At 67.8% G+C, this 3,393-nt stretch carries 4 protein-coding genes; 1 reads left to right on the top strand and 3 read right to left on the bottom strand.

The features are described from left to right. Positions 1-186: 186 nt before the first annotated feature. Positions 187-1,467 carry an ATP-dependent Clp protease ATP-binding subunit ClpX gene (gene clpX / locus QH283_RS21155; RefSeq protein ID WP_280504716.1) on the bottom strand — a complete coding sequence of 427 codons (1,281 nt, stop codon included), beginning with the start codon at positions 1,465-1,467 and terminating at the stop codon, positions 187-189. A 154-nt stretch (positions 1,468-1,621) separates the two neighbouring features. Here clpX and QH283_RS21150 point away from each other — a divergent pair, with 154 nt between their 5' ends. Further along, a complete protein-coding gene (locus tag QH283_RS21150; RefSeq protein ID WP_280504715.1) occupies positions 1,622-1,807 on the top strand; it encodes a hypothetical protein in 186 nt (61 codons plus the stop codon). Here QH283_RS21150 and QH283_RS21145 read toward each other — a convergent pair. After that, positions 1,791-2,453, bottom strand: a complete 663-nt coding sequence (locus QH283_RS21145; RefSeq protein ID WP_280504714.1) for an ATP-dependent Clp protease proteolytic subunit — start codon at positions 2,451-2,453, stop codon at positions 1,791-1,793. The two genes, QH283_RS21150 and QH283_RS21145, sit on opposite strands and share 17 nt — an antisense overlap. 73 nt (positions 2,454-2,526) lie before the next feature. Continuing rightward, positions 2,527-3,114 (bottom strand): ATP-dependent Clp protease proteolytic subunit, encoded by a 588-nt coding sequence (locus tag QH283_RS21140; RefSeq protein WP_280504713.1) that lies wholly within the window; start codon positions 3,112-3,114, stop codon positions 2,527-2,529. Positions 3,115-3,393 lie beyond the last annotated feature (279 nt).

The following is a 3,393-nucleotide window of genomic DNA, read 5'->3' as shown; positions in this document are numbered from 1 at the left end:
CGGCCGCCCCCCCCCCCTACCCCCCCCGCGCGGGCCGTGCCGGCCCCCGGCCCGCCCCGGGGGGGGGGTACGGGGGAAACCCCCCTAGCCCCCCCGGCACGCCCCGGGGGCGCAATCGGTGACCCGCATCGGCGGGTGATGTCGTCTCGTTCCGCCGACCGAGCCGCCCCCCCGGGGGCGGACGGCTCAGGCGGACTTGTCGCGGCGCTCGGTGCGCTGCTGCTTGCGCGGCACGATGGTCGGCAGCACGTTGTCGATCACGGTGTCGGCGGTGACGACCACCTTGGCGACGTCGTCGCGGCTGGGGATGTCGTACATCACCGGCAGCAGGACCTCTTCCATGATGGCGCGCAGCCCGCGAGCGCCGGTGCCGCGCAGGATGGCCTGATCGGCGATGGCCTCCAGCGCGTCCTGGGTGAACTCCAACTCGACGCCGTCCATCTCGAACAGCCGAATGTACTGCTTGACCAGCGCGTTCTTCGGCTCGGACAGGATCTTGACCAGCGATTCCTTGTCCAGGTTCGTCACCGAGGCGACGACCGGCAGACGGCCGATGAACTCGGGGATCAGACCGAACTTGATCAGATCCTCGGGCATGACCTCGGCGAAGTGGTCGGTGGTGTCGATCTCGGCCTTGGAGCGGACCTCGGCGCCGAAGCCGATGCCGCGATGGCCGGTGCGGTCGGAGATGATCTTCTCCAGGCCGGCGAACGCGCCCGCCACGATGAACAGCACGTTCGTGGTGTCGATCTGGATGAACTCCTGGTGCGGATGCTTGCGCCCGCCCTGCGGCGGCACGCTGGCCTGGGTGCCCTCCAGGATCTTCAGCAGCGCCTGCTGCACACCCTCGCCGGAGACATCGCGGGTGATCGACGGATTCTCGCTCTTGCGGGCGATCTTGTCGACCTCGTCGATGTAGATGATGCCGGTCTCGGCGCGCTTGACGTCGTAGTCGGCGGCCTGGATGAGCTTGAGCAGGATGTTCTCGACGTCCTCGCCCACATAGCCCGCCTCCGTCAGCGCGGTGGCGTCGGCGATGGCGAACGGGACGTTGAGCATCTTGGCCAGCGTCTGCGCGAGGTAGGTCTTGCCGCAGCCGGTGGGACCGAGCATGAGGATGTTGGACTTGGTCAGCTCGACCGACTCACCCCGGCTGTCGCGGCCCTTGTCGCCCGCCTGGATGCGCTTGTAATGGTTGTAGACCGCGACGGCGAGGGTGCGCTTGGCCGCGTCCTGACCGATCACATAGTTCTCCAGGAACTCGCGGATCTCGGCCGGCTTGGGCAATTCGTCGAGTTTGACCTCGCTGGATTCGGCGAGCTCTTCCTCGATGATTTCGTTGCACAGATCGATGCACTCGTCGCAGATGTACACGCCTGGCCCCGCGATGAGCTTCTTGACCTGCTTCTGACTCTTTCCGCAGAACGAGCACTTGAGCAGATCGCCGCCATCTCCGATGCGCGCCATCTCGTGGGTCCCTACTTCCTTGTCCGCGTGCAACCATCCGTCCGGGCCGCCCCGGCCGGCCGCCCGGCCCGGTGTATCACGAACACAGCGAGCAATTCCGGCGGGGCGAGTATTCCGTCGTCCCAGAGCAAAGGTCCTAGGTCGACCGTACCCGGTGAGCACGACGGAGGTCGACAACTCGAGCATGTTTCTCGCCGGGGTTGTGCGAGTTCTCACGGTAGCGGCGAAATTCCACCGTTCGCAGGCCGTTTTCGGCAACGGCCGGGCGGCGCGCCGCTACGGCGTGTCGCCCGGCCGGCCCTACGACGGCGCGGTAGCCGCGCTCAGGACTGCGCGCTGAGCTTGCGGTAACCGAAGACGTGATCGACGATGCCGTACTCCTTGGCCTGCTCGGCGGTCAGGTAGCGATCGCGATCGGTGTCCTTGCGGATCTCCTCGGCGGACTTGCCGGTGTGCCGCGCGAGGGTCTCCTCCATGGCGGTGCGCATGCGCTCGATCTCCGCCGCGGCGATCTCCAGGTCGGAGACCTGGCCGCGGATGCCACCCGAGGACGGCTGGTGGATCAGCACGCTGGCGTTGGGCAGGCAGGCACGCTTGCCCGGGGTGCCCGCGGCGAGCAGCACGGCCGCGGCCGAGGCCGCCTGGCCCAGGCAGACGGTCGCGACGTCGGCGCGCACGTACTGCATGGTGTCGTAGATCGCCATGAGCGAGGTGAACGAGCCGCCGGGCGAGTTGATGTACATGGTGATGTCGCGGTCGGGGTCCTGGGACTCCAGCACCAGCAACTGGGCCATCACGTCGTTGGCGGAGACATCGTCGACCTGGTTGCCGAGGAAGATGATGCGCTCGTCGAACAGCTTGGCGTAGGGGTTCCACTGCCGGGTTCCGGTGGCGGTCTGCTCGATGTACTCGGGCAGGATGTAGCGCGCCTGAGGCGAGGACGGCGCGATGCCGGACAGCCCGGCGCGGGGGTCGATCAGAGCCATTTCGTCTCCAGAGTCTGTGTGATCAATCGACGGCTGCAACGGTGCGACCGGCCGTGGGGCCGGCGGCGTCCGTTCAGCTGCCTACGCCGCTGGCCTGGTTCGCGTGGCTCACCACGTGGTCGATGAAGCCGTACTCCAGCGCCTGCTGAGCGGTGAACCAGCGATCGCGGTCGGCGTCGGCCTCGATCTGTTCGACCGTCTGTCCGGTGTGCAGGGCCTGCAGCTTGTTCAGCTCCTGCTTGTTCTCGGCGAAAAGCTTTGCCTGGATGGCGATGTCGGCCGCGGTGCCGCCGATGCCCGCGGACGGCTGGTGCATCATGATGCGCGCGTGCGGCAGGGCGTAACGCTTGCCCTTGGTGCCCGCGGTGAGCAGGAACTGGCCCATGGACGCGGCCAGACCCATTCCGACGGTGCGGATGTCGCAGTCGGCGAACTGCATCGTGTCGTAGATCGCCATGCCCGCGGTCACCGAGCCGCCGGGCGAGTTGATGTAGAGGGAGATGTCGCGGGTCGGGTCCTCGGCCGAGAGCAGCAGGATCTGCGCGCACAGCTTGTTGGCGATGTCGTCGTCGACCTGCGTGCCGAGGAAGATGATGCGCTCGCGGAGCAGGCGCTCGTACACCGAATCACTGAGGTTGAGACCAGCAGTCGCGGATGTCATGACCCCTGCCTGGTTCTTTGTCACGGATACCTGCCTTCTCTTCTCACCGGCTCGTTGCCGAGTGCTGTGCCTTCGGTGCCCCCGGGGTCCAGCGGTCCCGGTGGTCCCGGGATCCGCCTGACCTGCGGCCACCATCGCCTACAGCCATCAACACTGGTTCGTCGTCACACACATTAACGAAGCGGGGGGGCGGCCCCCCACCCCGGACCCCCCCCCACCGCGGAACCCGCCCACCGGGGGGCGCCCGCGCCCGCCCCCACCCCCCCCCCCCACCCCCCC

It is taken from the genome of Nocardia farcinica (genome assembly GCF_029867845.1).
Classification (GTDB): domain Bacteria; phylum Actinomycetota; class Actinomycetes; order Mycobacteriales; family Mycobacteriaceae; genus Nocardia; species Nocardia farcinica_A.
Note: the sequence above shows the minus strand (reverse complement) of the source record. Positions and strands in the feature narration are given on the sequence as shown.